Source organism: Herbiconiux liukaitaii, from assembly GCF_041927495.1.
Taxonomy (GTDB): domain Bacteria; phylum Actinomycetota; class Actinomycetes; order Actinomycetales; family Microbacteriaceae; genus Herbiconiux; species Herbiconiux liukaitaii.
In genome coordinates this window covers 432,792-439,908 of sequence record NZ_JBHFHG010000007.1, presented here as the reverse complement: position 1 = coordinate 439,908, position 7,117 = coordinate 432,792, and the positions used below count along the sequence as shown (strand labels likewise).

Sequence of the window (7,117 nt, the reverse complement as noted above, 5' to 3'; positions counted from 1 at the left end):
GCGCACTGCTGGGTGAAGCCGTTCTGGCTGGTCACGGTGTAGCCGGTGATCTCGGCGCCGTTGTTGACCGGTGGGGTCCAGGAGAGCACGACCGTGCGGTCCTGGATGCTCGTCACCGTCGGGGTCGAGGGAGCATTCGGGCGACCCTGCACCGTCAAGCGGATGCGACCCTCGGCCGTGCGCGAGGCATCGCCGGTGGCGTCCTGCACCGTGTAGCGCACCACCATGGTGCCCACGAAGTCGGCCGCGGGGGTGACCGCCACGTCCGATCCGGTCGCCTCGGCCGTGCCGTTGCCCGTCTCCACGACGGTCTCGGTGATGGTGAGGGGGGTCTCGGGGAACGGGTTGTAGTCGTTCGCGAGCACGGGCACCGAGACGGTCTGCCCCTGGTTCGCCTGCGGCACGACATCGTCGGTGGCCGACGGCGGGTTGCGCGTGGTGGAGAGCACATTGACGATGACCGTGCCGCGCACGGGCGGGTTCACGCCGTCCGACACCTCGACCTGGATGGCGGAGGGCGCACGGGCGGCGTTCGCGGCGGCGCTCACCACGAGCGTGGCTCCGTCGATGCGAGCCGAGACGTCGGCGGCCTCCTTCTCGGCGATCGTGAACGACAGCGCCTCGAGGTCGCCCTCGTCGGGATCCTTCGAGTTCGCACGCAGATCCACGGTGCCCTCGCCGTCGCCGGCTGCCACGTCGACCGAGGCGCCCACGAAGACGGGCGGGGTGTTGTAGTCGGAGACGACCTCGATGGGGATGACGATCATCGACTTCTTGCCCGCGGGGTCATCGGGGCCGGTGCCGTCGGTGACCTCGAAGCTCAGCGCATCCGGGCCGTCGTAGCGGGCCTTCGGGGTGTAGACCATCGAGTTCTCGTCGACGAGCAGGTCGTCGCCGTTCGCCATCGACGCGCGCACGGTGGCGGCCTCGGTGATGCGCGCGGTCTTGCCCGCGGCCACGAGCACGTAGTCCTCGAGCTCGATCGACGCGGTCTCGCCGTCGTTCACGACGATCGGTTCGATGCCCGGCCGGAGCACAGGGCCCATCTCGTCGATGCCCGGCACGTAGACGAACGCCGAGGCGCTCTGCGCATCCTGGTCGGTGACCGTGTACGTGATGATCTGCGAGACCGGCAGCAGCTCGATCCGCACGAGTCCGTCGCCGATGGCCGAGGCCGTGGCGTTCGGGGCGGTCACGGGAACCGAGACGGTCAGTTCGTCGATGATGCCGTCGGGGTCGTCGTCGTTGGCCCGCACGTCGATGTCGACGAAGGGCCGGTCGAGGGCGTCGGCGGTGGGCACGGAGTCGTCGCGCGCGATGGGCGTGGCGAGAGGCGCATCCGGGCTCACCGAGAGCAGCAGGGTGCCGATGGCCGTGGCCCCCCAGCGGTCCACGATCGTGTAGAGCAGGGTGTAGTCGCCGGGCCGGTCGGGAGCCGTGACCATGACGCGACCGCCCTCGACCGTCGCCTCGATGCCCTCTGGCACCTCGAGGCCGTTCTCTCGGATGGCGATGGGATCGCCGTCGGGGTCGGTGTCGTTGGCCATCACGTCGACCGCGAGGGTGCGGCCCGGCCTCGCCGCGGAGACGTCCTTGAGCGCGTAGGGCGGCTGGTTCGATTCACTCGAGGGGATGATGCCCACGAGCACCGTGGCCGTGGCGCTCGCGCCGAGCTTGTCGCGCACCTCGTAGGTGAACGTGTCGGTGCCGAGCGAGGAGGGGTAGGCCTCGTACACGAGCCAGGCCTCGCCGACCTCGGTGATCCGCCCCTTCGCGGGAGCGGAGTCCTGGCCGATGAGGCGCACGGAGTCGCCGTCCGGGTCGATGCCGTCGAGCGGGATCGGGATGCGCACGCTCGTGCCCTGGAGCGCCCGGATGGTCACGTCCTGCGGCCTGGGCGGGGAATTGTTGCCCGCGTCGGGAGCCACGATGCGGATGGTGACGTATCCGGCATCCTTCTGCCCTTGCGAGTCGACGACCTCGTAGGTGGCGTAGACGGTCTTGGCCTCGGTGCCGGCCTTGAAGCGCACGACGTCCTCGGCCACGAAGATCTCGCCGTCGGCCGGGTCGAGCACGGGCTCGATGAGTGTGGGCGACAGGGTGATGGTGTCGCCGTTCGGGTGGTAGTCGTTGGCCAGCACGGGGATGGTGGCCACGTCACCCGCCCGCACGGTGACCGTGTCGTCGACGGCCACGGGCGGTTGCAGCTGCTCGGGGGCCGGGATGGGCGTGATGAAGACCTCGCCCTTGGCCGAGGCCACCCCGTTCGACACCGCGTAGGTGATGGTGATCGGGGCGGTGAGCCCCCTGTCCGTGATGCGCAGGATCTCGTGCTCGAGCACCTCCACGCTGACCGGAGCATCGGCGGGCACCTGCACCGACTGCACGGCGAGGATGCCGCCGTTCGGATCGGTGTCGTTCGAGAGCACGTTGACGAGCGTCGATCGGCCCGTGGGCAGTTGGGCGGTGTCGCGCACCGCGATCGGCGGATCCTCGGAGTCGTCGTTCTCCACCACGTCGACGCGCACGAGCCCCTCGGCGGTCTTGGGGCCGTCGGAGGCCAGGTACTGCACGTAGTACTGGCCGGCCGCCGCGGCCGTGAAGCCGAAGATGCCCGTGGTGTAGTCCGCCTCGATGAGCCCGCCGGGGGTCTCGTTGACCTTGGCGAGCCGCAGCGGCGCACCCGAGGGGCTGAGGTCATTGTCGAGCGGCGCCACCGTCACGCGCTCCCCGACCGTGGTCACCACGAGGTCGATGTTGGTGATCGGGGCGAGGGCGCCCACATCGCGCACCTGGAACGTCACGGTGGCCTCGGTCTCGGAGCGGCCGTCGGAGACCACCACCGTCACGTCCTTCGGACCGGTGTCGGTCGAGATGCTCGTGAACGTGATCTCGCCGTCCGGCCGGAACTGCACCTGATCCTCGGTGCCCGTGGAGGCGCTCAGCACGAAGAGGTCGTCGCCGTCGGGGTCGATCATGTCCGGCAGCACGTTGTGGCGCACGGTCGCGCCCACCTCGGTGAGCACGTCGGAGACGCGCTTCTGGTCGGGTTGGGTGTTCTCGCTGTCCTCGCGCACGGTCAGCGAGACCACGGCGGTGTCGCTCCCCCCGCGGCCGTCGTCGACCCGGTAGCTGAAGCGGCCGGTGCCCGTTGCGTCGCCCGAGACCACGATCTGGAGGGCGGCTCCGTTGAGGATGCGCTGGACTTCGCCGATGACGGGTTGGCCGCCGTCGAGGGTGGCGGTGAGCACGTCGCCGTCGGGGTCGATGTCGTTGTCGAGCACGGGGAGGATGACGGTGCGGCCGGCGCGCACGCCGAAGTCGTCGTCGACGGCCTCCGGGGGAGTGTTCTCCTCGGTGCGGTCGGGGAGCAGCACCTGCAGCTCTTCCTCGGTGGAGTCCTCTTCCTCTTCGGAGTCGCTCTCTTCGGGGGGCGGTGCGATGTCGTCCCAGTTGTCGACCTTCTTCATGTCCTGGTTCACCAGGTACACGACTCCGGTCGAGAGGTCGTTGAGGACGATGACGTCGCGGTTCACGCGGAAGCGGAGTTCGGCGTTGGCGGCGAGGCCGTCGATCTTCTGCTCGATGTCGTTGGCGTCGCCGGAGCAGTCACGGAGGTAGTCCCCGGATCCGGCCCAGGCCGCGTACGCGCATCCGTTGAGGAACGCCGGCTGAGCGGGCTCACCAGGCTCACCTGACGTCTGCACGATCGTGGCGGCCCCGCCGTCGAGCGGCTGGCGGATGAGCGCCGTCTCGGAGGCGATGAGCACGTCGGTGCTCGCCGGCCCGGCATCCTGCACCCTGCCGCCCTCGGCCTCGGGCACCTCCACCGTGGAGCCACCCGGCAGGTACACCGTGCCGGAGGAGGAGTCGAAGAGCACGGCCTGGTCGCCGACCGTGGTGAGAGCGATGGGCGTGCCCTCCTCGATCTCGGGCAGGGCCGCGCTCGTGGGCTCCTCCGCGAGCGCGCCGGTCTCGTCGAGCGCGAAGGTGAGCAGGGCGTTCGACGAGGAGGAGAGGGCGTGGATGTTGCCGTCGACATCGGTGACCGCCGCCGATCCCGCGCCGAGCTCGGCGAGCGGCTCCTCGGGGTCGATCACGAACGACCCGGCTTGAGCTGCGGGGCTGGAGTAGAGGAAGCCGGTCTCGCCGTCGAGGAGGGAGACGGTGGGCCCGCCGAGCGAGACGGAGGCCTGAGGCGGCAGGTTCACGGGTGTCTCGAGCGCGACCGTCATGGGGTTGACCGGCGTGAGGGTGGCGCCCGACTTGTCGAGCATGAGCACGGTGTCGCCCTGCTGCAGCACGTCGAAATCGTTCGAGCCGGTGCGGAGGCCACCGTCGATCACCTGAGCGGGGTAGTTGAGGTGGCCGAGCAGCAGGCCGGAGGGCTTCGTGACCCACACGCCGCCGTCGTTGAGCTCCACGTCGGCCGTCTCCACGCCCTCGTACACGAAGGCCATCGTGGCGATGCCCACGGAGAGCGCCACGATGGTGGCCACAGAAGCACTGGTCGCTTTGTGGCGGCGGATGGTCTCGAACAGCCTCACACGGTCCCCGAATCGTCGATTCATTCAAACACGGCCGACGGGCGTGACTTCACGGCGACGGCCTCGGAGGACGGGGAGAACTCCCCATTGACACTCCAGATGTGTAGTATCACTTCACAACGAATGTGTACCGTGATGTGACAGGCGCTGATGATGGCGCCGCCTGCACGGTGGGAGGCGACGATTCGATGACGAAGATCGCAGTGCTGGGAACGGGCGCCAACGGCGCCGGCATCGGTGCGGACATGGCCAACGCGGGGCTCGACGTCACGTTCATCGAGCAGTGGCCGGCGCACGTGGCCGCCATCCGGGAGCGCGGCATCGAGGTGCGCCTGCCCGACCGCACCGAGGTGACCCGGGTTCCCGTCTTCGACCTGTGCGAGGTCGCCACGCTCCGCGATCGCTTCGACATCGTGTTCGTGGGGGTCAAGGCCTACGACACCCGGTGGGCGTGCGAGCTCATCAAGCCCCTGCTGAAGCCGAGCAGCCTCGTGGTCGGGTTGCAGAACGGCATGTCGATCGACGACATGGCCGACGTGGTGGGCATCGAGCGCACCATCGGCGCGGTCATCGAGCTCGCCTCGAACATGTGGGAGCCGGGCATCACCAACCGGCAGAACCCGCCGGAGGAGACGTGGTTCGCGGTGGGCGGGCTCACTCCGGCCGCGCAGGCGCGGGCGGAGGAGGTCGCGGCGGTGCTGCGGCACGCGGGCACCGTGGAGGTGTCGGACGACATCCGCTCGTCGAAGTGGATGAAGCTCGTGGTGAACGCGGCCGAGCTCGTGCCCTCCGCCATCCTGGGTCTCGAGCTCAACACGGCCGCCGAGGCGCCCGGCATGTACGACTTCATGCTCGGTTGCGGCAAGGAGGCCGTGCGGGCCGCGGTGGCGAGCGGCAGCCGCATCCGGCCCATCTTCGGCATGGGCGACGAGAACGTGGGCGATCCGGATGCCTTCGCCGAGCACCTGTTCGAGGTCGTGCTCACCACGTTCTCGCTGCCCGACACGAAGACCACCTCGCTGCAGGACTGGCTCAAGGGCCGCCGAAGCGAGGTCGGCGAGATCAACGGGCTCGTGGTGGCCGAGCTCGCGGCCATCGACGAGCCCGCACCGTTCAACCGGCTCGTGGTGGAGCTCGCGGAGCGCATCGAGGCGGGCGAACTCGCCATCGGCCCGCAGAACGAGGCGCTGCTCCGCGATCCTTCGTGAACAGTTACTGCATCTATAAGTAAAGCCCTACTTGACACTGTTGATCAGTGTTCACATACTGAGTACGACCAGCTTGCTCGATGAGGAGAATCATGGCTGAAGACCTCGCACCCGCGACCCGCGCCCAGGCGCAGGGTTCGGGGCGCCTCCTCATCCGTGGTGCCGCCGTGGCGAGCGTCGACCCGCTGATCGGCGATCTCGAGCGGGCGGACATCCTCGTGGAGCACGGTCGCATCGTGGCCGTGAGCGCCGTGTCGGCCGAGACCGGTGAGAGCGAGCTGGCCGCGGCCGCCTCGTCCGCCGAGGTCATCGACGCCCCCGAGATGATCGCCATCATGTACGTGGGCAACTACGCCGGCGCGCTCGATGCCCTCAACAGCGGCATCACCTCGCTCGTGGACTACTGCCACAACATCCTCGACCCCGAGTGCGCGCACGGCGCCGTCTCGGGGCTGCTCGACGCGGGCATCGGCGGGCTCTACGGGCACGGGATGTCGCCCGTCACCTCGAACACCTGGTCCGAGAGCGCCGGTGGCCGCGAGGGCGTGGCCGACCCCGCCGCCTTCGAGCCGCGCGCCCGGCTCGCCCGCGAGATCCGCGAGCAGTACTTCCGCGACGAGTCGCAGCCGCTGCGCTTCGGCATGGCGCCGCAGGAACTGCCCATCGCCCCCGTCGCCGCGGTGGAGGCCGAAGAGTGGGAGCTGCTGCGCGGCACGGGCACCGCGGTGTCGGTGTGCGCCGAGACCGAGATGCAGATGGGCATGGGGTTCCCCGCCATCCGCGAGGCCACCGAGTTCACCCCTGGCCCGAGCCTCGGCATCGACTGCGTGAGCGGTGACAGCGGCGACCTGCTCTCCCACGCCCGCCTCGTGCTGCAGGCCACCAGGTGGCGCGACGACGCCGCGGGCTACGAGCGGCTCGTGGCCCCGCAGGAGATGCGGTGGACCACGAAGGATGCGCTCCGCTGGATCACGCAGAACGGCGCGACGGCGGCCGGCGTGGGCCACGAGGTGGGATCGCTCACCCCCGGCAAGCGCGCCGACATCGTGCTGCTCGACATGAGCGGCATCAGCCAGGCCGGTTGGAACCGCCGCGACCCCACCGGCGCCGTGATCGCGCAGACCAACTCGGGCACCGTCGACACCGTGCTGGTGGGCGGCCGCATCGTGAAGCGCCACGGCCGTCTCGTGCACGTCGATGTCGAGGCCGCCCTCGCGCGCACCCGCGCCTCGCACGACCACCTCTACGAGCAGATGGATCGGAACGGCGGCTTCATCCCGCAGCCGCCCGTCGACATCCCGCTCTACCGGGAACGGGCCTGATGGCCCCGCCCACCTCCGGGCCCCCCTCCAGGCACCCCGC

The 7,117-nt window shown here is 69.8% G+C and carries 3 protein-coding genes; 2 read left to right on the top strand and 1 reads right to left on the bottom strand.

The features are described 5' to 3' along the window. On the bottom strand, window positions 1-4,499 hold a 4,499-nt coding region (locus ACEXQC_RS16540), incomplete at its 3' end, for an Ig-like domain-containing protein (protein ID WP_374824863.1). Window positions 4,500-4,735: 236 nt separating this feature from the next. Here ACEXQC_RS16540 and ACEXQC_RS16535 point away from each other — a divergent pair. Both ACEXQC_RS16535 and ACEXQC_RS16530 read left to right on the top strand, forming a co-directional pair. Continuing rightward, window positions 4,736-5,755, top strand: a complete 1,020-nt coding sequence (locus ACEXQC_RS16535; protein ID WP_374824860.1) for a ketopantoate reductase family protein — start codon at window positions 4,736-4,738, stop codon at window positions 5,753-5,755. A 92-nt stretch (window positions 5,756-5,847) separates the two neighbouring features. Beyond that, the gene (locus ACEXQC_RS16530) at window positions 5,848-7,077 is read left to right on the top strand and encodes an amidohydrolase family protein (RefSeq protein WP_374824857.1); all 1,230 of its coding nucleotides are present in this window, start codon (window positions 5,848-5,850) and stop codon (window positions 7,075-7,077) included. The last annotated feature ends 40 nt before the right edge of the window (window positions 7,078-7,117 follow it).